This window comes from Bacillus pumilus, assembly GCF_024498355.1.
Taxonomy (GTDB): domain Bacteria; phylum Bacillota; class Bacilli; order Bacillales; family Bacillaceae; genus Bacillus; species Bacillus pumilus_P.
On sequence record NZ_CP101833.1, the window covers coordinates 1,229,018 to 1,251,272 of the forward strand.

A 22,255-nucleotide genomic window follows, 5' to 3' on the forward strand; every position below is an offset into this window, starting at 1 on the left:
TATGGCATGAACCAGCTGCCAGCGGCACTTCAAACAGGGGATACGGTGGGGGTTATTGCACCAGCAAGCCCGCCTGATGAGCTGAAATTAGCAAAAGGGATTGCCTTTTTAGAAAGCCTTGGGCTGAAGGTGAAAAAAGGGAAGTATATTGACTGCCGGTATGGGTATTTAGCAGGCCGCGATCATAAGCGAGTAGAAGATCTTCATCGCATGTTTCAAGATCCAGAAGTGAAGGCCGTTATTTGTGCTTGCGGAGGATACGGGACTGGAAGAATTGCGGAAGCGATTGATTATGACCTCATTCGCCGGAACCCAAAAATCTTTTGGGGTTATAGTGATATTACGTTTTTACATACGGCCATCCAGCAGCAGACGGGTCTTGTGACCTTTCATGGCCCGATGCTTTCCTCTGATGTGGGATGTGAGGAGGTCCATCCGTATACGAAGGATACTTTTTTGCAGCTGTTCACTCCGAAGACCTTTACGTATGCGCATCACCTGTCACCACTTCAAACCTTCTATCACGGCACTGCCTCAGGCGAAATCACAGGAGGGAACCTTGCCCTGATCGTGACAACACTTGGTACACCGTTTGAGATCGATACGAAGGGGAAGCTTTTGTTCATTGAAGATATTGACGAAGAACCATATAAAATCGATCGAATGATGCAGCACCTTACATCTGCTGGCAAATTGGAGGATGCGGCTGGATTCATCATAGGGGATTTTCATCAATGTGAGCCAAAAAAGAAAGAGCATTCCTTAACGCTGGAAGAGCTATGGGAGACCTATATTGTGCCGCAAAAGAAACCTGCACTTGGCGGCTTTCGGATCGGTCATTCATCTCCGAACTTTGCCATCCCAATAGGCGTGCAGGCTGCACTAGATGCGACGGGGAAAAAACTGCATATTTCTCCAGGTGTCGCAGCGAAAGAGGCGATCAAATGAAAATCGTAGATGTTCGTACATGCAGAACGAGTGTACCGCTAAAGAAGCCGTTCAAAACCGCTTTAAGAACGGTGTATGACGCAGCATCTCTCATCGTGATCATCACATATGATCAAGGGGACATCAGCTACGGAGAGGCAGTCCCAACATCGGTGATTACAGGTGAAACGCTGGAAAGCATCGACTATGCCATCTGTGAAGTGATCAGGCCGATCTTGCTCGGGGCTTCATTGTCGCAATATGAACAAATCTTTTCAGCTATAGACCGTGTGCTCGCTTGCAACACAAGTGCAAAGGCTGCAATTGATATGGCGATTTATGATGGCTTAGCGAAACAGGCAGGGCTTCCACTTTATCAATACCTTGGCGGATATCGCGATCAGCTTGAAACCGATTATACAGTCAGTGTAAACCGGCCGCTAGAGATGGCAGAAGATGCGAAGCAATACGTAGCTGAAGGCTTTCATACTTTAAAGATAAAAGTAGGAAAAGATGACATAGACACTGATATTCAGCGCATCAAGCGGATTCGAGAAAAAGTCGGGCCGGATATTCAGATCAGGCTCGATGCAAACCAGGGCTGGACGTGGAAGGAAGCGATCGTGGCCATTCGAAAAATGGAGGCGCTGAATATCGAACTAGTTGAGCAGCCAGTGCCTAAAGAAGATATCGAAGGCCTGCGCCGGGTGACGGAAGCCACAGACACGTTGATTATGGCGGATGAAAGCATTTTCGGGTTCCATGATGCGATCAAGGTGCTTGAAACGAGAAGCTGTGATCTGATGAATTTAAAATTAATGAAATCAGGTGGTATAAAAGAAGCACTGAAAATCAATGGTTTAGCAGAAGCTTACGGCGTAAAGTGCATGGTTGGCAGTATGATTGAGAGCAAAATTGGCATTACAGCAGCCGCTCATCTCGCCGCAAGCCAGCCGAATATTACCCGCTACGACTTTGATGCCCCGCTTATGCTAAAAGAGGACTTAATAGACGGAGGAATCGTGTACAAAGGAAAAAATATATTCTTTCCACCACATCATGGGTTAGGCATTCAAGGAGTGAAAGGAGTCTCGTGATGATATATGAATCAAAGGTTCCAGTCGCGAATGTATGGACAGCGCCGCAGTCGCCAAGAGAAATTGATCGAAAGATTCTTCAGGGTTCCGTCAAAATCAAAGAGTGGATTAACCAGCAAACCTACGAAGAAAAATTGGCTTTATGTGAAGAAAATCTGATTCAATCGCAAGTGCTGCTCGGCGAACGAGTCATTGGATTAAAAGAGACAGACGGATGGATGAAAGTCGTCATCCCGCAGCAGGCAAGCCGGAAACATCCGCAAGGCTATCCTGGCTATATCCCTATTCAGCAATTAAAGCAAGTAACGGAGGAAGGTGCGCCAGCTACAACCCATGTCGTAGGTCAGAAAAAAGCCGTGTTATATCAAAAAGGGAAAGCGGATATGGAGGTTAGTTTTTTAACAGAGCTGGCAGCGGTTGAAGAAGCCAGTGATCACTTTCATGTTCTTACCCCAGTAGGAAGGAGAGAAATCAAAAAAGAGGATGTGCGTCCGGTTTCATTGCCTTTCACTATGACGGGTAAGGATGCCTTAGACATTGGAAAACAATTTATCGGGCTTTCGTATTTATGGGGCGGCATGAGCAGCTTTGGCTACGACTGTTCCGGTTTTGCTTACAGCATGTACAAAGCGTGCGGATATCTTTTGCCAAGAGATGCAAGCGAACAAGCAGTTCAAGGAACCCCGGTCACATCAAGCCATTTAGAACCAGGTGATCTGATGTTTTTTGCAAATGAAAATGGCAAGGGAGCTGTTCGCCATGTTGGGATATATGCGGGGGATGGCCTCATGCTTCACTCGCCTAAAACCGGTAGACAAATTGAGCTTCTTTCCCTTTCTGGCACTTCATATGAGAGAGAATGGGCAGGTGCAAGGCGGTATTTGCCAAGCGAAAGGGGGAAGGTGTGATGGCAGTTGAACCACTTTTACAAGTCAACAATCTCAAAAAACATTTTCATCTATCCAAAGGAAAAACCTTAAAAGCATTAGACGGCGTCTCTTTTCAGCTGAAACAAGGTGAAACCTTTGGTCTCGTTGGTGAATCTGGCTGCGGGAAATCCACACTTGGGAAAGTGCTCATGCGGCTTTACGACCCGACAGATGGTGAAGCCTTGTATGAAGGGAAAAGTCTTCACCACCTGTCTAAAAGTGAAGCATTTGATTTCAATAGACAAATCCAAATGGTGTTTCAAGATCCGTATTCATCTTTAAACCCAAGGCTGTCAGTAAAAGATATTATGCTCGAACCGATGGAGATCCATAACCTTTATGGGAGTCAAAAGAAGAGGATTGCCCGCGTGAAAGAACTACTTGAAGCGGTAGGGCTAAGCTATGATTTCGCCACCCGCTATCCGCACGAATTTAGCGGAGGACAGAGGCAGAGAATAGGAATTGCAAGAGCACTTGCCTTAGCCCCAAAATTTATTGTGGCAGATGAGCCGATTTCTGCACTAGATGTATCTGTTCAAGCACAGGTCGTGAATGTGCTGAAAAAGCTGCAAAAAGAGGAAGGATTAACGTTTCTATTCATTGCGCATGATTTGTCTATGGTCAAATATATCAGCGATCGAATTGGTGTGATGTATTTAGGACATCTCGTGGAAATGACGAGCAGTGATGCTTTATATAAGACGCCGCTGCATCCGTATACACAGGCTCTGCTATCTGCTATCCCCATTCCAGATCCTGACGTGGAAGACAAGCGCAAAAGATTCATTTTAAAAGGAGAAATTCCAAGTCCAGTGAACCCGCCAAGCGGCTGTGTATTTCGAACAAGATGTCCTGCCGCCATGGACATCTGTGCTGAAAAAAAGCCAACATTACAAGCAGCAGAAGAAGGACATGAAGTCGCCTGTCATTTATACGATAGGAAATAACGCCATGCCATGGCATAGGACAAGCCGCATAAAAGCCAGCAAGTAGACAAACTGTTCTACAAGCTGGCTTTTTTGTATTTATGAACGCTTAATAGGCAGTGTGCAGCATCTAAAAGAGCCGCCAGATTTAATGATTTCTGAAAAATCCACTTCAATGACGGTGTAGCCGTGAGCGGTTAATGCAGCATTTGTTTCTTGATTGATCGGTAAGCTGATCACTTTTTTCTTCCCAATGGATAGAACATTGGGTCCAAGTGTGAATTGCTCTTGTTCACTTATTTCAATCAGGTCATAATGCTTTTTGAGCAAGTGAAGATCCTTTTTGGTGAAGGCTTCAGGGTAAATCAATATCTCCTCATGAGAAAGAATATTCATCACACAATCGAGATGCAAAATGTGAGGAGGAAGATGAATGGGAATGATGTCGTGATCCGGCAGCTCTTTTTTTAGCTGATGGATAGCGGCTGGATTTGTTCTTTTGCTCGTTCCAACAAATACACGGGTCTGATCCACAAGCACATCGCCGCCTTCAATCGTTCCATCTGTCACGGTGACGGTTGTCCATCCCTTTGCCTGAGCCCACTCTTTTAAGGATTGTTCTTCCCCTTGCCGAACCGAAGCGGCCATGTTTGACACAAATAAGGTATGTCCAATCGTAAACCCAATATCCCGAGTGAAGACTTGTTCAGGAAAGCGGTCATTTGCAGGAAGCAGGGTAGGCCGTACATGATGGTGTTTTAACGTTTGAATCAGCTGCTTATGCTGAGCCACTGCTTTGATTTGAGAAATATTTTCTCTAGCAAAATGCTTTTGGGTTTCGTTGATGATTTGTTTGATTTCCATATAGATAGGGCTGCATAAGAGGACTTCTTGTAAAGCATCATATTCACTCATACAGTGCGGCGTTTTGTACACTTTCTCTGATTTCATAGAATCCATCAAATGGCCTCCTTGTTCGTAGATAGTTCTATTATTCCTCCTTCTAGTAAATGTTGAAACATTTCCGAAAGAAAATCTCTCATGTGAGACTAAAGCAAAAAGTTTAGACAAACCTAAAAGAATAGTGTTTAATAAAAAGCGTTCCGCATCAAAGAAATCAGCAAGAAGGGGCTATGATGATGAGTGAAGAAAATTTCAAGTATTGTAAAGAATCAAAAGTCGTTAAAACAAGCAGGGTATTCCCTCTCGATACGAATAACCATCAAACATTATTTGGCGGTAAATTAATGAGTTATATAGATGATATTGCCTCCATCTCGGCAGCAAGACACAGCCGATGTGAAACGGTCACGGCATCAATGGATTCAGTTGATTTTTTAGAGCCGATTGGACAAAAAGAGTCTGTATGCTTAGAGTCCTATGTCACATGGGTCGGCACATCTTCTATGGAAGTATTCGTCAAAGTCATCAAAGAAAACTTAATGTCTGGAGAGCGCAGACTCGCAGCGACTTCATTTCTTACCTTTGTCTCGCTAGATGAAAATGGGAAGCCAAAGAAAGTCCCACAAGTCATGCCGGAAACAGAGGAAGAAATCATGCTGCATCAAACAGCGAAGCAGCGAGCAGAGGAAAGAAAAAGCCGCCGAAAGCATAGTAAAGCATTGGCTGACGCACTTGGGACAGATAAACCATGGGCGTAAAAATCACCCTTTAAGCGGTGATTTTTTTCTATTATGGTATCTTGCATGACAAGGTAGTATGTGGTAAGATGAAGCTATCTTGTGGTGCAAGGTACTGAAATCGGAGGAATAATGATGACAACATCAACACAAATGCTAAAAGGAATTTTAGAAGGCTGCCTGCTGTCGATTATTTCTGAAGGTGATATTTATGGGTATGAAATGACGAAGAAGCTCGCGCATTATGGATTTGATCAAATTAGTGAAGGAAGTATTTATCCGATTCTGCTGCGTATGCAAAAAGAACAGCTGGTCAGCACGGTCACAAAAGCATCAGCAAGCGGGCCGAAAAGGAAATACTATACGCTCACTCAAGCGGGAGAACATGCGCTAACAGATTTTATTGCACGCTGGAATGAGCTGTCAGGAAATGTAGAGCGCTTATTACATAAAAGGAAGTGAGAATATGGTAACTAAAGAAACAAGACACATATTACTAGAGCTGAAACTCTATCTCATATCAAAGGGGAAAAATGAGGACGAAATTGACGAGGTCATGGATGAATTGACAACACACGCTGTCGAGGCTGAGAAAGATGGCAAATCAGGTGAGGATATATTTGGCGGAGATCCGCGGGGCTTTGCTGATGAACTGGCAAAAGAGCTTTCAAGACATCATAAAGACTGGGTTCCATTTGTCAGTGCCTTTTTGATTGGGTCGCTCTTTTACATGATTTTAGCAGACGCAGTCAGTCAAAGCTTATCGTATTCTTGGTACGCACTGATTGGTTACCCGCTCATTTTAGTGGCCAATGTCATCATAACGATTGTGATGTTTAGAGCGTCTGCCTTTCAAACAAGCCGCCGGGCATTTTTCTATTTTTGGATCTTAGGGATCTTTCAGCTGACGGCCATGATCACAGTGAAATTATTGGATCAAAAGCTCGGTACACCATTACTTGTGCTTACTTCAAGCCAAAGATGGGGCGTCATCCTTCTGATGTTGCTTTGTATCGTCGTATTTAATGCAATCTTAAAGGCGAATGTCGTTTCACTGATTCCGATTATTTTTTTCGGACCGCAGCTCATATTCGAATGGATTGGCTGGACGTCACCAAGTGTGCTTCTGCTCACAAGCCTGCTATCTGTTGTCATCTTAATATTGCTCACGCTAGTTGTCTTGCGGAGAACAAACAAGAAAAATGAAAATACCATGTAAAACAGAGCACATCCTATACGATGTGCCTCAGCGTGAGGACAAACCCTCGCATTCGGTGTCACTCCTGTGTGCCGGTGCTCACGAATGTCAAATTCGCTCCGCTTCGGTACTTGTCCTTCCTAGACTTCAAGGGTTTTCATATCACGCTGAAAAGAAGACAAAGAGATAAAATAATCTTTATTTTAGCCCTTTGTCAACAATCTGGAGCGCATCCTATATGATGTGCTTTTCTTTTTCTAAAAAAATGTAGAAATGGAATCATGTTTTTCATTACAATGGGAAGAGGACAAAAATGAAAAGGGGTTCTGTTTTTGGATATTGTATGGGGGTATATACTCGTTTTTGTATTGGCTGCTTTGCCTTTTTTTGAAGTGGTTGGTGTCGTTCCGCTGGCAATCTTAAGTGGACTGCATCCTGTGACATCAGCGGTGATTGGGTTCATCGGCAACTTTCTTACAGTCTTTCTTCTCATTGTCTTCGTTGACCGGTTTAAAGCATGGCGGTTGAAGAGAAAAGAAGATAAAAGTGATGAAAAAGGGGAGAAAAAGCAGCTGCGGGCCAGAAAAATTTGGGAACGATATGGTCTTCCTGGTCTTGCACTCGTCGGTCCTTTTATCATTGGCAGTCATTTAGCGGCTTTTATGTGTATGAGCTTCGGTACGAAAAGAAAACAAGTGGCGGTGTGGATGACAGTCAGCTTAATGATGTGGACAGCACTAGCAGCTAGTTTAACCGGTGCGGGCTTTCAATACTTTGCCCCGGAATCAAATGGATTGTTTGGAGATATCTTTAGCAAGTAAGCGAGGGGAGGAGAATAGGTGAAAAATCAGACACGGACAGTGCTCGAAACAGAACGCCTTAGCCTTAGAACAATGAATGAGCATGATGCACCATTCTTATATGAAAAGTTGTTCCAAGATGAAGAAGTCATGAAGTATTATCCTTCTTTAAAGGATGAAAAACAGACGAAAGAGTGGATTGCCTGGAATCAAAAAAATGACCGCATGTACCATACCTCCCTGTGGGTCATTGAAGATAAAGAAACGAAGGAACCGCTTGGACAAAGCGGAATTGTGCTGCAAAACATTGAAGGACAAACTGAGCTTGAAATTGGCTATATGCTAAAAAGAGCGGCGTGGGGAAAGGGGTATGCTGTTGAGGCCGCACGAGGCTGTCTGACATACGGCTTTGAAGAAATGAAGGTCAGACGAATGGTAAGCTTAATTCGTCCTGAAAATGAAGCGTCAGTGAAGATCGCTTTAAAAATGGGCATGAAAAAAGAAAAAACCATTTCAAAATGGGATCAAATCATTGATGTATACAGCATCACCCGTGACGGAGAAATCGGCTCGCTTGAACAATAAAGAGAGCCGATTTTTCTTTTATACACGCTGTTCTAACTGAAGTAAATATTTCTTGCGTTCAATTCCTCCGCCATATCCGCCAAGCTCACCGCTTGTTTGAATCACACGGTGGCAGGGAATGATAATCGCCAATTGATTGGCACCATTTGCATTGCCAACCGCCCGAACCAAATGAGGATCGCCAAGCATGATGGCAAGATCTCGATACGATCTCGTTTCGCCTGGCGGAATGCGTAAGAGAAGATCCCACACCTTTTTCTGAAATGGGGTGCCATGTAAGGAAAATGGCACAGTAAACTGCGTGAGTTTTTTTTCAAAATATAAGGCCAATTCCTTTGCTAATTGCTGATGAACGTTTGTTTCTCCAACTAAAATACGGGCATGATGCTTCTTTCTCATGGTCTCAATTTCTTTTTCAAGCCCCCGCCTGTCCATAAATTCCAGTAAATACACATGTGTGGCATCTGTCACGCTGATCATCCGCCCGATCGGTGTAGAAATAAAATTGGCATGCAGGATGTTGACCTGTGCTTTTTTAGGTGGATTCCCCATAATTTTCGTAAATGCATCATTGAAGGCACTAGAAGATTCATAGCCGAAGGTGACTTGCTGATCAATGACTTTTTTTCCGTTCAGAATTTCTTTAAAGGCAAGTCCCATACGGCGTGATCTAGCATATTGAACAAAGGTCATTCCGTAGATTTCTTTAAATTTTCTTCGCGCCGTTGCAGAGTGAATCCCTAATTGGCGAAAGTCTTCTTCTTTCCATCGTTTCTCAGGACTTTTTTCAACTGCTGAAACGAGTGTTTCGACTTCTTCTGGAATGCTGTTAGGGAATGTTAATGGTGTGCAGCGTTTGCACGGGCGATACCCTGCTAGCAGTGCTTCTTCTGCTGTAAAGAAAAACTCACAGTTTTCATATTTCGGTTTTCTGGCGGTACATGTGGCATGGCAGAAGATGCCGGTTGTTTTGATGCCAGCAAAAAATGTGCCGTCATATTGCGGATTTTTTTCAACAAGTGCTTGATAAAATGCATGTTTTTGTTCGTCGGTCATCATCATATGATCCACCCCTTGTTTTCCTATAAAATGATTGATTTTGTTATTCATGATTTCTCTACGGTCTGACACAGAACGAATCATTTGTACACACAAAGGCATGACCTTAATCGTTCATAAAATGGATCTTGTTTCATTATATCAGCCAAGTACTAAAAGCGGTTTTCGATATCATGACATCCGTTTGGTTCGAAGCTCGCAGCACGGTCTCATGATTTCCTCTTGCTATGATTTAGTATACTTCGGCTCACATCACTTTCTTTCGAAAAATGAACAAGTATATTTGATTGAGAAGGTAAAGCAGTAGACCGGCATACTGGGGTGTGATACAATTTTTTCATACAGAATCTGCTCTATGGCAGGTCTGCTTATGATGAATTGGTTTTCTAGGGTTCCGTGCGGCGACGCAGTCTGGACCGAGAGAAAACACATAGGGTCTTTAGAATAGACCATATGGACACGGAGGGATAAAAGCCCGGGAGATTTGATCAAACGATCGATTTCCGGGCTTTTTTTGTTGCATGGAATCGGTAAGAAAGGAAGAGATCGGATGAAATGGGGAAATGTATTCATTGCGGCCATATTTGAAGTCGGCTGGGTGATGGGACTGAAATATGCCCACTCCCTCTTGGAATGGAGCGCAACCATCGTTTGTATTATCGTAAGCTTTTATTTACTCATGAAAGCAACGAATGTGCTGCCAGTTGGTACACTTTATGCCGTCTTTACCGGGCTTGGAACAGCAGGTACCGTCATCTTAGGCATGGTACTCGGTGAACCGGTTCAGCTTGTTAAATTACTGCTGATCATGATGCTTTTGTGCGGTGTATTAGGACTGAAACTGACAACAGGTGAAGAGAAAGGAGAGGCTGAATCTTGAGCTGGCTTTTACTCATTGGTGCAGGCATCTTAGAAATGCTTTGTGTCACCATGATGAATCAATTCCAGAAAGATCGACATCTGAAATGGATTTTATTCATTGCAGCTGGATTTTCGCTGTCCTTTCTGATGCTGTCTCTTGCGATGAATACAATTCCGATGGGAACAGCGTATGCCATTTGGACTGGAATTGGAGCTGCAGGAGGCGCCATTGTCGGCATGCTGTTTTACGGCGAGTCGAAAGAGGCGAAACGCATTTTCTTTATCGCACTGATATTGTCTGCGGCGGTAGGGCTAAAAATCATTGAATAAAAAAAGGCTGGCATCTGTTTGCCAGCCTCAGCGTGTAGACAAACCATCGCATTCGGTGTCAGTCCTGCGTGCCGGTGCTCACGAATGTCAAATTCGCTCCAGTACTCGTCCTTCCTAGACTGCAAAGGTTTTCTATCACGCTGAAAAGAAGACAAAGGGCTAAAATAAAGATCATTTTAGCCCTTTGTGTCACATCGAATGATGATTGGAATCGTTTTCATTTTTGCGGTAAAGCTGACTCACAAGCAGAAAACATACACCAAACGTGAGTAAAGGAATGAGTCTTTCTCCGGTCATAAAAAGATAAATGCCGGTAATTAGACATACGATGCCGAGCCAAAAGCTCACTTTACCAAATAAAGTCATGCTTTTCATCTCCATCACTCCTTTTGTGATAAAAGGTCTATTCATATTATATCACGCCTGATGCGGAATTGAATGAATATTCATAAAAAATGCGGCTCTCAATTGCTTTTTCTCTTTCCAGTCCAGTATAATATTTCATTAGAATGAAAACGTAAAAGAGGTCATGATACATGAGAACATTGATTACAGAGAAACTTGAATTACACAGACAAAAGCACGAGCAAAAAGGAAGATTACTTGTCAGCTGCCCGGATCAGCCCGGTATTGTGTCTGCTGTATCTACCTTTTTATTTGAGCGCGGAGCAAACATCATTGAATCCAGTCAATACACAACAGATCATGAAAGTGGTCGGTTCTTTTTAAGAATTGAATTTGATTGGAAAGACATCTCGGCTAATATTGCTCAGCTGAAAAACGGCTTTGAGCCAATTGCTGAATCATTTCAAATGACGTGGAGCATGTCACGCGCAAGTGAGCTCAAAAAGCTGGCGATCTTCGTGTCAAAAGAACTTCATTGCTTACATGAGCTTCTATGGGAATGGCAGAGCGGAAATTTAATGGCTGAAATTGCGGTTGTCATCAGCAATCATGAAACGGCAAAAGATACAGTAGAAGCGCTCGGGATTCCATTCCATCATGTGAAGGCAAATAAAGACATTCGCAAAGAAGCAGAAAAACAGCAGCTCGCATTATTAGAAGAGTACGATATTGATGTGGTTGTGCTTGCTAGATACATGCAAATTTTAACGCCTGCCTTTATTGAACAGCATCCGAACAAAATCATTAATATTCACCATTCCTTCCTGCCAGCGTTTATCGGTGCGAACCCATACAAACGGGCATATGAGCGGGGTGTCAAATTAATCGGTGCGACTTCTCACTATGTAACAAATGATTTAGACGAAGGGCCGATCATTGAACAGGATATTGAGCGGGTAGATCACCGGGATGATGCAGAGGCACTAAAGAATATTGGTCGTACGATTGAACGAAGTGTGCTTGCACGTGCTGTCAAATGGCATCTAGAAGATCGGATTATTGTTCATGAGAATAAAACGATCGTGTTTAATTGACCGCTTGACTTTTCTGAAGCAATTGGTGATAATATAAAAAAATTAATGAGCGTTGAAAAGGAATAGTAAGCAGGAACTGCTGTGTAAAGAGAGCAAATGACAGGCTGAAACATTTGCCGCAGACAGCTGCTGAACCTACCCTTTGAGCCTTAGAGGAAAAATCTAAGCGCAGGCCTGGCGTTACAGGAGTTGAGTGGAATAAGCACACGCATGCTTATTCAATGAAGGTGGTACCACGGAAAATCCCTTTTCGTCCTTTAATTAAGGAGAAAAAGGGATTTTTTTGTGCCTAAAGGTATAGCGGAGGGAATCAATGATGAAAAAGCAAAGGATCGTCATAAAAATTGGCAGCAGTTCATTAACAGAGCAAAAGGGAGCCATTGATGAACAAAAAATGTGGGATCATGTGAGAGCCATTGCAAAGCTTAAAGAGGCAGGACATGAAATCATTTTAATTTCGTCAGGGGCTGTTGCGGCGGGATTTGGCAGTTTAGGATATCCATCAAGACCTGTGACCTTAAAAGGAAAACAGGCTGCTGCTGCCGTTGGTCAAGGCTTATTAATGCAGAAATATACAGAGCTATTTTCACAGTTTCACATGACACCTGCACAAATGCTTTTAACACGTAATGACTTTTCAGATCGCACAAGATATCGAAATGCTTACGCAACGATGATGGAACTATTGGAAAGAAAAATTTTACCGATCATTAATGAAAATGATTCGGTTTCGATCGAGGAGCTTACCTTTGGTGATAATGACATGCTGTCGGCTCTTGTCAGTGGATTAATCCATGCAGATCAATTGATCATCTTAACTGACATTAACGGAATTTATGATGCAAATCCAAATGAGCATCCTGACGCGAAGCGGTTTGATGCATTGACACACATTTCAGATAAATTGTTTTCATATGCGAAGAGCACTGGTTCGAAGGTTGGAACAGGCGGGATGAAATCAAAGCTGTCTGCTGCACAAACCGCACTTTCACTTGGCGTCAAAGTCTTCATTGGCATGGGTACAGGGGAAGACAAGCTTCTTCACATTCTCGCAGGTCAAGGTGATGGAACGTATATCGGTGAACAAGACTTATCATCGGTCAATAACCGCCGTCAATGGATTCAATTCCACTCACCTGTCTCTGGGAAGATCATGATTGATGCGGGAGCGGAAGCGGCGATTTTGCACAACGGCAGAAGCCTTCTTCCGGCGGGTGTCATTGATGTCGCTGGTGATTTTTCTAAAGGAGAGGTCGTTGAAGTCGTCGGTCCGAACGGATTAGTTGGTAAGGGACAAACATTGTACGCATCTGATGAGCTTCTCGGCATTAAAGGAATGCGAAGTGATGAGCTTTCACATGAGAAGCCTGAGGTCATACACCGAGATCACTGGGTGCAGCATGTACAAAACTGAGGAGGGAATACGATGAATGAAGTTCTTGAAAAAGCAAAAAAGGCAAGTGCGGCCAAAGATCAGCTGCTATTAAAAACGACTGAACAAAAGAATGCTGCTTTACACGCAATCGCAAAAGCTCTAAAAGCATCTTCAGCTTTTTTAATTGAGGAGAACGAAAAGGACGTTCAAGCAGCCGTGGAAAAGCAGTTCACCCCATCTGTCATCGACCGGATCACACTCACGGAAGAGAGAATTGAAGCAATCGCAGATGCTACGCTTCAACTGGTTCAGCTAAAAGACCCAATTGGTGAAACGTTAGAAACCATTCAAAAAGAAAATGGCCTTTTGATTGAAAAAGTACGTGTGCCTCTCGGAACGGTTGGGATGATTTATGAAGCAAGGCCGAACGTGACAGTAGATGCTGCGACCCTTTGCTTGAAAACTGGAAATGCTGTGATCCTTCGAGGAAGCTCATCGGCCATCCATAGTAATAAAGCGATTGTGAAGGTCATTCATGAAGCACTTCATGCAACGGATATTCCAGTAAACAGTGTGCAATTGATTGAAGATACAGGCCGAGAAACGGCTAAAACGCTGTTCACCTTAAATGATTACCTAGATGTCCTCATTCCCCGCGGCGGGAAAAATTTAATCGATCTCGTTGTGAGAGAGTCTACCGTGCCAGTACTTGAGACAGGCGCAGGGAACTGTCATATTTACATTGATGAAACAGCCAAAAAAGAGATGGCTGAACAGATTGTTCTGAATGCCAAAACCCAAAGACCATCTGTTTGTAATGCCATTGAGAGCATTGTCATTCATGAAACATGGGCAAAGGCACACGGCGCTTCGCTATTTGAAGCACTTCATACAAACGGGGTAGAGATCCGAGGCGATGAAGCTGTATGCGCACTTGCTCAGGGCGCAACACTTGCGACAACTGCTGACTTTGAAACGGAATTCTTAGCACCAATTGTCAGTATCAAAATCGTTCAGAACATAGAAGAAGCGATTCAACACATTCAAACATACAGCTCCAAGCACTCTGAAGCCATCATTACGGAAAATGATCAGCATGCGGCATTTTTCTTAACAGCCGTCGACGCTGCCGCTGTTTATCATAATGCCTCCACTCGATTTACAGATGGTTTTGAATTTGGCTATGGCGCAGAAATAGGCATTAGTACACAAAAACTGCACGCAAGAGGGCCGATGGGTCTGCCAGCCTTAACTTCTGAAAAATTTGTCATTCGTGGTCAAGGACAAATAAGAGAATAACGATGTCAAAAGAGAGTCTAGTCACTACAGGCTCTCTTTTTCCTTTCATTTTTGTATTTCTCAGGTCAAGTATGATAAAATATGGTAATGTTTTATATTTTGAGAAGATTGGAGAAGGCAACGTATGGCGAAAATCATTCCCTCTTCGGATATTGGAGTGAAAATCAACAAGTGGTATGAATTAATCCGCAGATTTGATTCAGAACAAGCAGAACAGTTAAAGCAGGAAATTCGCACCTCTCTTGATTCAATGGAAGAAGATCAGAATTTGCTTCTCTATTTTTCTTTAATGGAATTTAGGCATGAGGTCATGCTCGATTATTTAAAGCCATTAAAGGAAGGAAAGCTTCGCGCCAACTTTTCCGAGCTTTCGAAAGAAATAGATGAGCATCAAACGCATGTCACAGGCATGCTTGAATACTACTATCATTTCTTCAGAGGCATGTATGAATTCGGCCGGAGGCAATACATTGCTGCCATATCGTCTTATCAAAAGGCGGAGCACAAGCTTTCTTTTGTATCCGACGATATTGAACGTGCGGAATATCATTTTAAAATGTCAGAAATATATTATCACATGAAACAAACACATATTTCGATGCACCATGCCAAACTAGCGCTGGATGTCTATATTCAGCACGAACTATATGCGCTTCGTACCATTCAGTGTGAATTTATTGTAGCTGGTAATTATGATGATATGAGAAGGCATGAAAAGGCATTACCACATCTCGAAAGAGCACTTGCGAGATCAAGAGACTTTCAGAATGTGCGTTTTATTGCTTCCTCTTTGTTTAATATGGGCAACAGCTATTACAGAATGGGTGAATTGAACCGCGCACTCGACTTAATGAAAGAATCCATCTCATTATTTGATCAAAATCAATCCGATCATCTTCGTCGATCGATAGATCCTCTTTATACAGCCGCTCAGATATTATACAAACAAGGTAAAAACGAAGAAGCATTATACTACAGAGAAGAATGTATGAAACGAGCAGAAGCTCTGCAGGATGACATTCATATTCAAAAGACAATATTTCTAGAGGCGTTGTACTTGAGACAAGACGCTGAGCATATTAAACGAATTTTCCATTTTTTAGAGTCTGCTTATGCATATCCCGATATAGAGGAGCTAGCATTAGACACCGCAAAGTATTATAATGAAATAGAGGATTATGAAAAATCTTCCATGTTCTATGGGGAAGCGGAACATGCTCGAATCTATATTCAGAGAGGGGATTGTTTATATGAATTTTAAAAAATGGACAGTCGTCTGTACAAGCATCATGATCATGGCATTATGGGTGGTATCAGCTAGTGCCGCTCCGGATAACAGAAACCACACGTTAGAACAACCGAATCCGCAGCATGTCACCATTTAAAAGCCCTATGTAGAGGGCTTTTTTTATTGATTGACTGCCTTAAAAATGAGCCAGCGTGATATGTTCATAAAAATGAAACTTGTAGGAAAGCTTAATAAGAGTGTTTTTCATTGACTCTTGAAATTAGATTGTGTACAATTAAATTGTAGAAAATATTAATGAAGAGAAAGAGGGTTATATTCATGTCAGACGTTTTATTTACTGCAACGGTATCAGCTGTAGGAGGAAGAGAAGGAAAGGTTGTTTCAACAGATGGAGTACTAGAGCATGATGTGGCAATGCCTGGAACACCAAGAGCGAAAAAGCTTGAAAAAGCAACAAATCCAGAGCAATTATTCGCAGCAGGCTACTCTGCATGTTTTGATTCTGCCCTTCAAATGGTAGCGAGACAAGAGCGCATCCGTTTTGAAAGTGAAGTAACGGCACATGTGAGCTTAGTCAAAGACAGTTCAGATGGCGGTTTCAAACTAGGCGTTAAATTAGAAGTAAAAGGAACTGGAATCGAGCAATCAGCATTAGACGAACTGGTTCATAAAGCACACGGCGTATGTCCATATTCAAAAGCAACTCAAGGAAACATTGAAGTAGAACTAGTGGCTGTCGCACAATAATTGACATCATAAAAGGCTGAGGGATTGTTCCCTCAGCCTTTTGGTTGTGTTAATTTTTGCAAAAGCTCATGTAAAGAGGCGCGCAATGTTTTAAGCTCTTCTTCTGATCTGCCAGTTCCAGACAGCATACGAAATGGAATCGCAGTGGCCTTCTCTTTTAGCTGTACTCCATATTCAGTTAAACGAATTTGCACAGATCGCTCATCCTCTTTTGAACGCTCGCGGATGATGAGTCCGTTTTGCTCCATCCGTTTGAGCATGGGGGTGAGTGTACCGGAGTCTAAATACAGAAGCTCGCCCATTGTCTTCACATTTAACGTCCCATGCTCCCACAATAAAAGCAGTGCCAAATATTGCGGGTAGGTGATGTTTAACTCTTCTAATAACGGTTTATACTGCTTCGTCATCTCTCTTGAACTTGCATATAACAAGAAACAGAGCTGATTTTCCAGCTTCATATGTTCGAATTCATTTGTCATGTCAGTCACCAACTATTTTTTGTCATACTTATCATTGTATAAGATTTTCTTCCTTTTTAAAATAAATACAGACTAAAAATGAAAAATTCCTCAATGTGCGATAAATGTTTGAGAAATGAATAGAACGTGAAAGGTATAAATAGAAGAAGGAGGAGATGAAGATGAAACCATTATTCACAGCAAAAGTAAAGGCGCAGCATGGAAGAGCTGGGCATGTTCGTTCAGACGATGGTGTGCTTGATCATAACATTGTCATGCCAAACGCAAAGAAAGATGGAGAGACTGGCACGAATCCAGAGCAATTATTTGCAGCAGGCTATGCGGCCTGTTTCGGAGGAGCGCTTGAACAAGTAGCGAAGAAGCAAGGGGTAGAAATTGAATCAGAAGTAGAGGGACATGTTAGTCTTTTAAAAGATGAAAGCGATGGCGGCTTTAAACTTGGCGTGAAGCTGATTGTGTCCGCTAAAGGCCTTGACCATGACAAAGCAAAAGAGCTTGTCGAGGCTGCGCATCAATTCTGTCCATATTCAAAAGCAACAAGAGGGAACATTGAAGTGGAGCTTGAAGTGGCTGAATAATGAAAAGAAGACAAAGGGCTAAAATAAAGGTCATTTTAGCCCTTTGTCAACGATCTGACACCTGCTCTCAGCAGGTGTCTTTTTTTAATATTCTTTCTTTTTGTCGTATGTTTCCCAAGCTTCAAACGGTGCAAGGGTTTTTTGAAGAGTCAGCTGGTAAAATGGAATGTTTCTTGATTCGTATTCTTTGTTGATTTCTTCATAAATAAACGAGTCATCAAAACCAGAAGTCGCGGCATCCTGATGTCCAGCTGCAAAATACACGGCTTTTGGTCTAGCCCAGTAAATAGCGCCGAGGCACATCGGGCAAGGCTCACAGCTTGTATATAAAATACAATCTTCTAATTGGTATGTATGTAGAGCCTGGCACGCCTTTCGAATGGCTGTGACTTCTGCATGTGCAGTTGGATCATTATTCGTTGTGACATTGTTGCTTCCCTCTGCAATAATCTGACCATCCTTGACAATGACTGCTCCAAAAGGACCGCCAGTACCACTATTGACTCCTTCTACTGCAAGATCAATTGCGCGTTGTAAAAAAGCTTCGTGACTCATTGTCTACCTCCCTTTGTTCGACTGACTTCTCTAGTATAAACGAATCATGCTAGAAAAGGAATCATCCTAGTAGATGATCGAACAGGACAATACGCGCATAAAAAACCCCTGCCATGTTCAGCAGGGGAGAGAAATCAATTATGCATGCTGCGCCAGTTTTTTACGAGCCACTTCAGCAGCTGTGACCATATTTTTCAAAGCAGCAATGGTTTCAGGCTCTTGTCTTGTTTTTAGACCACAGTCAGGGTTGACCCAGAAGCGATCTGTCGGACAAACGTTCAGCGCATCATCAATGATTTTACTCATTTCTTCAACAGATGGAACGCGCGGGCTATGGATGTCATATACCCCAAGTCCAAGTCCTTTCAGATACGGATGTTTTTCTAAATAATCAAGGAATCCGCCATGACTGCGTGAGTGCTCAATCGTGATCACGTCTGCATCAAGGTCTTCGATGGTATCGACAATATCCTCGAAGTTACTGTAGCACATATGTGTATGAATTTGCGTTTCATTTTGAACAGAAGATGTTGATAAACGGAAGGACTCGGCTGCCCAGTTTAAATATTCTGCCCAATCACTTTCTTTGAGCGGAAGACCTTCTCTAAGCGCAGGCTCATCCACTTGAATAACCTCAATACCTGCTTTTTCTAACGCTTCTACCTCTTTACGCAAAGCGAATGCGATTTGGAAGGCAATGTCTTTCCGGGAGATATCTGTTCTTGGGAAAGACCAGTTTAAGATGGTGACAGGTCCTGTCAGCATTCCTTTGACCTTTTTCTCAGTTAAGCTTTGTGCGTAAACCGTTTCTTTCACTGTCATCGGCTCTGTAAATTCTACATCTCCATAAATGATTGGCGGCTTCACGCAGCGTGATCCATAGGATTGCACCCAAGCAAATTTCGTAAAGGCAAATCCGGCTAGCTTTTCACCGAAGTATTCAACCATGTCTGTACGTTCAAATTCTCCATGAACGAGAACATCCAGGCCAATCTCTTCTTGAATATCAATCCATCTTTGTGTTTCTTTCTTAATAAATTCATCATATTCAGCATCTGTCCACTCGTTTTTACGCCATTTTTGACGAGCACTTCGCACTTCAGCTGACTGCGGGAAGCTGCCAATTGTTGTCGTTGGCAGGAGCGGCAGTTCAAGAGATTCGTTTTGGATACGAAGGCGTTCTTCAAAGGCAACTGGACGTTTAAAATCTTTAGGTGAAAGATTGTTGCGTTCGGCTGTTAGATCCGCATTTGTTCCTTTCGCGAATTCCTTTAAGGTAAGAAGCGCTTGTGCTGCTTCATTGATGTCTGCATCAATGGCAGCCGCTCCTTTTGTTAAGCCTTCTTTTAATCGTGTTAATTCAGCCAGCTTTTCAGTGGCATAAGAAAGTCCGTTTAATAGTTTTTCTTCAAGCTGTTCGCTTGGGTGTTTCGCAACTGGCACATGAAGCAAGCTGCTTGATGGCTGTAGCCACACTTCTTTCGGCTGAACGTCAGCAATCACTTCAGAAATGAATGATAATCTTTCGCCAAGATCTGATCTCCAAATATTTCTTCCATCAATGATGCCTGCTGCTAAAATTTTATCTTTCGGGAAGCCATGCTTCTTCACTTGATCAAGGTTGCGACCTTGATCATGGACAAAATCAAGACCGATGGCTTCAACAGGATAAGAGACAAGCTCTTCATAGGCATCCACTGAATCAAAGTATGTTTGAAGAAGAATGTTTAAGGCAGGTACGGCTTCTTTGATTGTTTGATAGATTTCTTTTACTGCTGTCACGTCTTCACTTGAAGCGGTGACAAGTGCAGGTTCATCAATTTGAACCCATTTGACGCCGGCTTCTTGAAGCTCTTTTAAAACTTGAGTATAAAGCGGCACTAGACGCTGCTCGATCTCTTTCACTTCATTTGCTTCATAGCCTTTAGAGAGAGAGACAAATGTATAAAGTCCAAGTACAACAGGTTTTGTTTCAACGCCAAACGCCTTTTTTACCTTTTCGTAAGCTTCAAGCGGTTTGTTGTGTGTGAGTTTGAATTCGGTGCTTTTTTCGTATTCTGGAACGATGTAGTGATAGTTTGTATTAAACCATTTTGTCATTTCACTTGAGACAGCATCTTTTGTTCCTCTTGCCATCGCAAAGTATGTATCTAGCGGGTCTTTCAAGCTGCGGAAGCGCTCTGGAATCCAATTGAACATAACAGCAGTATCCAGCACGTGATCATAGAAGGTGAAGTCTCCAGAAGGAACAACATCAATTTGTTGGTCAATTTGTGTTTTAATGGCGGTTAAAAATTGTTCATCCAGTGTGCTTAAGAGGGTTTCACGGTCCGTTTGACCCTTCCAATAAGACTCAAGTGTTTTTTTCCATTCTCTGTTTAAACCAATTCGCGGAAAACCTAGATTACTTGTTTTAACAATTGTCAATTCCAATTCCTCCTCTAAATTTAAAAAGACATCTACACTCATGATCAAGATTGATGAGGGCAAATGTCTGGTTTAAAAAGACAAAATGTGTGTGCGAAATCAAGCGTGAGCATAACTGACGCTTTTCCGACATCTCCTATCAACCGTAGGGGGTTTGATGTGATAGAGCGGCTGGTATCCTGGCTGGTGAATCTACAAGCTTTTCATCCTTCCCATCCTCATGACAGTGGATCAAAAAGAAAAGCTCTCCTCACTTACAGTGGCGGGACCGCGCCGGATTTTCACCGGTCTTCCCAATTAAAATTCGACGTGGCATCGAATTACCGACTCTCAAACTATGAATTTATTGTGTTCGATTATATAACGTTCACTTCATTTCGTCAAAGTAAATTTTGAATAATTTTAATTAAAAAAATCCTGAGAAAATTCGATCTATTCTCAGGACCTATATTTAAGCTATAGAGATAAAAGATCTGCTTCCAATGTTTTTTCTAAAAGTACTTCAGGCGCAGTTAAATATAAAAATCCGTTCCCTACAAGGGTTTTCGATTGTTTCAGTGGAAGGGTTCTTCTCACAAGCTGAGCATAGACCTCAGGCTCTGTCAGCTTGCGCTGGAACGCTTCTTCCTCGGCATTTTTAATAATGGCCAGTGCACCGCTCACGTGAGGGGCAGCCATTGAAGTACCTGTCAGTCTGCCGTATTTATGGTTAGGGAGAGTGGATAAAATGTCTTCTCCTGGAGCGACGAGGTCGATTTCTTTATTGGCATTGGAAAATTCAGAGGATTCTCTTGCAAGGGAGACAGAGCCGACGGCAATCACCTCATTGTATGCAGCTGGATAGGAAAACTCTTCCGTACGCTCGTCCCCGTCACCTTCATTTCCTGCTGCGCAGACAACAAGCACACCGCTTTTCACCGCATTTTGAATGGCTTCCTGCAGGGCTGGCTCATTGCTTGGACCACCGAGAGACATGGAGATAATATCAGCCTTCTGCTCAGCGGCATAGTTGATGCCATTAATGATCCATTCGTATTTCCCGCTGCCATTTTCACCGCCTAGGACTTTCACGATCAGCAGCTTGGCTTCAGGGGCAACACCTAAAATGCCGCCATTTTGATCCGTTGCTGCAATCGTTCCTGCTACATGGGTGCCATGTCCGTTGTAGTCTTTCACATTATCCGCATCTCCGTTATCATCATCGGTAAAGTTCTTTCCTCCGATAATCTGATCTTTTAAGTCGGGATGCTCCGTGTCGCAACCTGTATCAAGGACAGCAATGGTTATGCCTTTTCCTTTGAAGCCACTTGACCAAAGTTCGGGTGCTTTAATCTCCTGAATACTTTCCGGCGTCTCTTTCGCTTCCATCACATTGGCTTTTACTTCATACGGAATTAAGCGAATGTCACCTTTCATAAGAAAGCCCTCCTTATTTTGTTTTCAAAGTAGATTCAGGCTGCGTAATGTTATTGTATAAAACAAACTTTTGATCGGAAAGGGTCAATTGTAATAATTTTTCAAATAATCAATCTATTATTAAATGTGCAGTTCTCCTCGCTTCTTGCCGAAAGAGGTCACCTTTTGAGGAAAACTCTTGATATCATATGAAAAAGAAGGAAATGCTGCATAGTGTGTTTGCACCTGTACAGAGCAAAATGGGTGGAAAGAACTAAAAAGGGCAGACTGAAAAAAACATCGAAATCAAGCGATAGATGAGATGAAAAGAGAAGAAGGCATATATGAAATGTTTTTGTT

25 protein-coding genes, 2 riboswitches and 1 other annotated feature are annotated in these 22,255 nt (G+C 42.7%); of the genes, 18 read left to right on the forward strand and 7 right to left on the reverse strand.

Annotation, left to right across the window (positions count from 1 at the left end; genetic code table 11):
* The first annotated feature begins 6 nt into the window (after positions 1 to 6).
* From NPA43_RS06095 to NPA43_RS06110, 4 genes are read left to right on the forward strand one after another with little or no spacing between them, the layout of a single operon-like run.
* Positions 7 to 948, forward strand: a complete 942-nt coding sequence (locus tag NPA43_RS06095) for a S66 peptidase family protein (protein WP_230031126.1) — start codon at positions 7 to 9, stop codon at positions 946 to 948.
* Positions 945 to 2,024, forward strand: coding sequence for a mandelate racemase/muconate lactonizing enzyme family protein (locus NPA43_RS06100; RefSeq protein WP_230031127.1), 1,080 nt, complete (start codon positions 945 to 947; stop codon positions 2,022 to 2,024). The genes NPA43_RS06095 and NPA43_RS06100 overlap by 4 nt, the downstream gene beginning before the upstream one ends.
* Positions 2,024 to 2,932: a C40 family peptidase gene (locus NPA43_RS06105; protein ID WP_249705150.1), complete on the forward strand. Its 909-nt coding sequence runs from the start codon at positions 2,024 to 2,026 to the stop codon at positions 2,930 to 2,932. The genes NPA43_RS06100 and NPA43_RS06105 overlap by 1 nt, the downstream gene beginning before the upstream one ends.
* On the forward strand, positions 2,932 to 3,900 hold the full coding sequence (locus NPA43_RS06110; RefSeq protein WP_249705151.1) for an ABC transporter ATP-binding protein: 969 nt from the start codon (positions 2,932 to 2,934) through the stop codon (positions 3,898 to 3,900). The genes NPA43_RS06105 and NPA43_RS06110 overlap by 1 nt, the downstream gene beginning before the upstream one ends.
* A 78-nt stretch (positions 3,901 to 3,978) precedes the next feature.
* Here NPA43_RS06110 and NPA43_RS06115 read toward each other — a convergent pair whose 3' ends face one another.
* Entirely contained in the window at positions 3,979 to 4,839 is an 861-nt protein-coding gene (locus NPA43_RS06115; RefSeq protein WP_249705152.1) for a dimethylarginine dimethylaminohydrolase family protein, read from the reverse strand.
* 179 nt (positions 4,840 to 5,018) lie between these two features.
* Here NPA43_RS06115 and NPA43_RS06120 point away from each other — a divergent pair, with 179 nt between their 5' ends.
* The 5 genes from NPA43_RS06120 to NPA43_RS06140 all read left to right on the forward strand — a co-directional run bounded on the left by NPA43_RS06120 (position 5,019) and on the right by NPA43_RS06140 (position 8,102).
* On the forward strand, positions 5,019 to 5,540 hold the full coding sequence (locus NPA43_RS06120; protein WP_034322378.1) for an acyl-CoA thioesterase: 522 nt from the start codon (positions 5,019 to 5,021) through the stop codon (positions 5,538 to 5,540).
* Between the two features lie 114 nt (positions 5,541 to 5,654).
* On the forward strand, positions 5,655 to 5,981 hold the full coding sequence (locus NPA43_RS06125) for a PadR family transcriptional regulator (RefSeq protein WP_099727484.1): 327 nt from the start codon (positions 5,655 to 5,657) through the stop codon (positions 5,979 to 5,981).
* 4 nt (positions 5,982 to 5,985) lie between these two features.
* Positions 5,986 to 6,738, forward strand: coding sequence for an HAAS domain-containing protein (locus NPA43_RS06130; protein WP_230031128.1), 753 nt, complete (start codon positions 5,986 to 5,988; stop codon positions 6,736 to 6,738).
* A gap of 311 nt (positions 6,739 to 7,049) precedes the next feature.
* Positions 7,050 to 7,538: a small multi-drug export protein gene (locus NPA43_RS06135; RefSeq protein WP_230031129.1), complete on the forward strand. Its 489-nt coding sequence runs from the start codon at positions 7,050 to 7,052 to the stop codon at positions 7,536 to 7,538.
* Between the two features lie 18 nt (positions 7,539 to 7,556).
* Positions 7,557 to 8,102: a GNAT family N-acetyltransferase gene (locus NPA43_RS06140; protein WP_230031130.1), complete on the forward strand. Its 546-nt coding sequence runs from the start codon at positions 7,557 to 7,559 to the stop codon at positions 8,100 to 8,102.
* 18 nt (positions 8,103 to 8,120) lie between these two features.
* Here the strand turns inward: NPA43_RS06140 and NPA43_RS06145 are convergent, their stop codons facing one another.
* Positions 8,121 to 9,164 (reverse strand): bifunctional transcriptional activator/DNA repair enzyme AdaA, encoded by a 1,044-nt coding sequence (locus NPA43_RS06145; RefSeq protein WP_230031131.1) that lies wholly within the window; start codon positions 9,162 to 9,164, stop codon positions 8,121 to 8,123.
* A 372-nt stretch (positions 9,165 to 9,536) separates the two neighbouring features.
* Positions 9,537 to 9,645, forward strand: a riboswitch (guanidine-I (ykkC/yxkD leader).
* Positions 9,646 to 9,711: 66 nt separating this feature from the next.
* Between NPA43_RS06145 and NPA43_RS06150 the strand changes: the two genes are divergently transcribed.
* Entirely contained in the window at positions 9,712 to 10,041 is a 330-nt protein-coding gene (locus NPA43_RS06150) for a DMT family transporter (protein ID WP_099727479.1), read from the forward strand.
* On the forward strand, positions 10,038 to 10,352 hold the full coding sequence (locus tag NPA43_RS06155; protein WP_099727478.1) for a DMT family transporter: 315 nt from the start codon (positions 10,038 to 10,040) through the stop codon (positions 10,350 to 10,352). Before NPA43_RS06150 ends, NPA43_RS06155 begins: the two co-directional genes overlap by 4 nt.
* Positions 10,353 to 10,541: 189 nt before the next feature.
* On the opposite strand, the gene NPA43_RS06160 is transcribed toward NPA43_RS06155, so the two are convergent.
* Positions 10,542 to 10,727 carry a hypothetical protein gene (locus NPA43_RS06160; RefSeq protein WP_024719622.1) on the reverse strand — a complete coding sequence of 62 codons (186 nt, stop codon included), beginning with the start codon at positions 10,725 to 10,727 and terminating at the stop codon, positions 10,542 to 10,544.
* A 161-nt stretch (positions 10,728 to 10,888) separates the two neighbouring features.
* Here NPA43_RS06160 and purU point away from each other — a divergent pair, with 161 nt between their 5' ends.
* The 6 genes from purU to NPA43_RS06190 all read left to right on the forward strand — a co-directional run bounded on the left by purU (position 10,889) and on the right by NPA43_RS06190 (position 16,461).
* Positions 10,889 to 11,791: a formyltetrahydrofolate deformylase gene (gene purU / locus NPA43_RS06165; RefSeq protein ID WP_099727477.1), complete on the forward strand. Its 903-nt coding sequence runs from the start codon at positions 10,889 to 10,891 to the stop codon at positions 11,789 to 11,791.
* 43 nt (positions 11,792 to 11,834) lie between these two features.
* Positions 11,835 to 12,052: a binding site (T-box leader), on the forward strand.
* 55 nt (positions 12,053 to 12,107) lie between these two features.
* Entirely contained in the window at positions 12,108 to 13,205 is a 1,098-nt protein-coding gene (gene proB / locus NPA43_RS06170) for a glutamate 5-kinase (RefSeq protein ID WP_230031132.1), read from the forward strand.
* 12 nt (positions 13,206 to 13,217) lie between these two features.
* Complete coding sequence (locus tag NPA43_RS06175) at positions 13,218 to 14,465, forward strand: glutamate-5-semialdehyde dehydrogenase (RefSeq protein ID WP_256499493.1); 1,248 nt, start codon at positions 13,218 to 13,220, stop codon at positions 14,463 to 14,465.
* 124 nt (positions 14,466 to 14,589) lie between these two features.
* A complete protein-coding gene (locus tag NPA43_RS06180) occupies positions 14,590 to 15,726 on the forward strand; it encodes a Rap family tetratricopeptide repeat protein (RefSeq protein WP_099727474.1) in 1,137 nt (378 codons plus the stop codon).
* On the forward strand, positions 15,716 to 15,850 hold the full coding sequence (locus NPA43_RS06185; RefSeq protein WP_256499494.1) for a phosphatase: 135 nt from the start codon (positions 15,716 to 15,718) through the stop codon (positions 15,848 to 15,850). Before NPA43_RS06180 ends, NPA43_RS06185 begins: the two co-directional genes overlap by 11 nt.
* Positions 15,851 to 16,032: 182 nt before the next feature.
* Positions 16,033 to 16,461 carry an organic hydroperoxide resistance protein gene (locus tag NPA43_RS06190; RefSeq protein ID WP_060596095.1) on the forward strand — a complete coding sequence of 143 codons (429 nt, stop codon included), beginning with the start codon at positions 16,033 to 16,035 and terminating at the stop codon, positions 16,459 to 16,461.
* A 32-nt stretch (positions 16,462 to 16,493) separates the two neighbouring features.
* Here NPA43_RS06190 and NPA43_RS06195 read toward each other — a convergent pair whose 3' ends face one another.
* Complete coding sequence (locus tag NPA43_RS06195) at positions 16,494 to 16,940, reverse strand: MarR family winged helix-turn-helix transcriptional regulator (protein WP_099727472.1); 447 nt, start codon at positions 16,938 to 16,940, stop codon at positions 16,494 to 16,496.
* A gap of 161 nt (positions 16,941 to 17,101) precedes the next feature.
* On the opposite strand from NPA43_RS06195, the gene NPA43_RS06200 reads away from it, so the two are divergent.
* Positions 17,102 to 17,518: an organic hydroperoxide resistance protein OhrB gene (locus tag NPA43_RS06200; RefSeq protein ID WP_099727471.1), complete on the forward strand. Its 417-nt coding sequence runs from the start codon at positions 17,102 to 17,104 to the stop codon at positions 17,516 to 17,518.
* A gap of 84 nt (positions 17,519 to 17,602) precedes the next feature.
* Here NPA43_RS06200 and NPA43_RS06205 read toward each other — a convergent pair whose 3' ends face one another.
* The 3 genes from NPA43_RS06205 to NPA43_RS06215 form a co-directional block, all read right to left on the reverse strand.
* Complete coding sequence (locus NPA43_RS06205; protein WP_230031134.1) at positions 17,603 to 18,073, reverse strand: guanine deaminase; 471 nt, start codon at positions 18,071 to 18,073, stop codon at positions 17,603 to 17,605.
* Positions 18,074 to 18,211: 138 nt separating this feature from the next.
* Complete coding sequence (metE, locus tag NPA43_RS06210; RefSeq protein ID WP_256499495.1) at positions 18,212 to 20,500, reverse strand: 5-methyltetrahydropteroyltriglutamate--homocysteine S-methyltransferase; 2,289 nt, start codon at positions 20,498 to 20,500, stop codon at positions 18,212 to 18,214.
* 152 nt (positions 20,501 to 20,652) lie between these two features.
* Positions 20,653 to 20,844, reverse strand: a riboswitch (cobalamin riboswitch).
* 112 nt (positions 20,845 to 20,956) lie between these two features.
* Positions 20,957 to 21,916, reverse strand: a complete 960-nt coding sequence (locus NPA43_RS06215) for a S8 family peptidase (protein ID WP_099727468.1) — start codon at positions 21,914 to 21,916, stop codon at positions 20,957 to 20,959.
* Between the last annotated feature and the right edge of the window lie 339 nt (positions 21,917 to 22,255).

Excerpts from the sequence above, each read along its gene's own strand:
- purU (WP_099727477.1), top strand. The coding sequence starts at position 10,889 with ATGAGAACATTGATTACAGAGAAACTTGAATTACACAGACAAAAGCAC.
- NPA43_RS06125 (WP_099727484.1), top strand. The coding sequence starts at position 5,655 with ATGACAACATCAACACAAATGCTAAAAGGAATTTTAGAAGGCTGCCTG.
- NPA43_RS06185 (WP_256499494.1), top strand. The coding sequence starts at position 15,716 with ATGAATTTTAAAAAATGGACAGTCGTCTGTACAAGCATCATGATCATG.
- NPA43_RS06105 (WP_249705150.1), top strand. The coding sequence starts at position 2,024 with ATGATATATGAATCAAAGGTTCCAGTCGCGAATGTATGGACAGCGCCG.
- NPA43_RS06120 (WP_034322378.1), top strand. The coding sequence starts at position 5,019 with ATGAGTGAAGAAAATTTCAAGTATTGTAAAGAATCAAAAGTCGTTAAA.
- NPA43_RS06190 (WP_060596095.1), top strand. The coding sequence starts at position 16,033 with ATGTCAGACGTTTTATTTACTGCAACGGTATCAGCTGTAGGAGGAAGA.
- NPA43_RS06115 (WP_249705152.1), bottom strand. The coding sequence starts at position 4,839 with ATGGATTCTATGAAATCAGAGAAAGTGTACAAAACGCCGCACTGTATG.
- NPA43_RS06130 (WP_230031128.1), top strand. The coding sequence starts at position 5,986 with ATGGTAACTAAAGAAACAAGACACATATTACTAGAGCTGAAACTCTAT.
- NPA43_RS06175 (WP_256499493.1), top strand. The coding sequence starts at position 13,218 with ATGAATGAAGTTCTTGAAAAAGCAAAAAAGGCAAGTGCGGCCAAAGAT.
- NPA43_RS06215 (WP_099727468.1), bottom strand. The coding sequence starts at position 21,916 with ATGAAAGGTGACATTCGCTTAATTCCGTATGAAGTAAAAGCCAATGTG.
- NPA43_RS06150 (WP_099727479.1), top strand. The coding sequence starts at position 9,712 with ATGAAATGGGGAAATGTATTCATTGCGGCCATATTTGAAGTCGGCTGG.
- proB (WP_230031132.1), top strand. The coding sequence starts at position 12,108 with ATGAAAAAGCAAAGGATCGTCATAAAAATTGGCAGCAGTTCATTAACA.
- NPA43_RS06110 (WP_249705151.1), top strand. The coding sequence starts at position 2,932 with ATGGCAGTTGAACCACTTTTACAAGTCAACAATCTCAAAAAACATTTT.
- NPA43_RS06195 (WP_099727472.1), bottom strand. The coding sequence starts at position 16,940 with ATGACAAATGAATTCGAACATATGAAGCTGGAAAATCAGCTCTGTTTC.
- NPA43_RS06200 (WP_099727471.1), top strand. The coding sequence starts at position 17,102 with ATGAAACCATTATTCACAGCAAAAGTAAAGGCGCAGCATGGAAGAGCT.
- NPA43_RS06180 (WP_099727474.1), top strand. The coding sequence starts at position 14,590 with ATGGCGAAAATCATTCCCTCTTCGGATATTGGAGTGAAAATCAACAAG.
- NPA43_RS06100 (WP_230031127.1), top strand. The coding sequence starts at position 945 with ATGAAAATCGTAGATGTTCGTACATGCAGAACGAGTGTACCGCTAAAG.
- NPA43_RS06095 (WP_230031126.1), top strand. The coding sequence starts at position 7 with ATGAACCAGCTGCCAGCGGCACTTCAAACAGGGGATACGGTGGGGGTT.
- NPA43_RS06145 (WP_230031131.1), bottom strand. The coding sequence starts at position 9,164 with ATGATGATGACCGACGAACAAAAACATGCATTTTATCAAGCACTTGTT.
- NPA43_RS06160 (WP_024719622.1), bottom strand. The coding sequence starts at position 10,727 with ATGAAAAGCATGACTTTATTTGGTAAAGTGAGCTTTTGGCTCGGCATC.
- NPA43_RS06205 (WP_230031134.1), bottom strand. The coding sequence starts at position 18,073 with ATGAGTCACGAAGCTTTTTTACAACGCGCAATTGATCTTGCAGTAGAA.